We start from the raw sequence: 256 nt of genomic DNA on the forward strand, positions 1-256 counted from the left end.
GTTTTCCCCGCGCGAGCGGGGATGTTCCTCCGCGCCTGCGACAACTGATCCTCAGCACGCTGTTTTCCCCGCGCGAGCGGGGATGTTCCGTACTCAAGCAACTCGATGAGCTCAGGCAGCTCGTTTTCCCCGCGCGAGCGGGGATGTTCCGAAATACACCAACCCGGCAACAACCGCGGCGATGTTTTCCCCGCGCGAGCGGGGATGTTCCCATGTCGCCCATGAACTGCCACGCCGGGACAATGTTTTCCCCGCG

Source organism: Corynebacterium sp. MSK012 (assembly GCF_030232435.1).
Taxonomy (GTDB): Bacteria; Actinomycetota; Actinomycetes; order Mycobacteriales; family Mycobacteriaceae; genus Corynebacterium; species Corynebacterium jeikeium_D.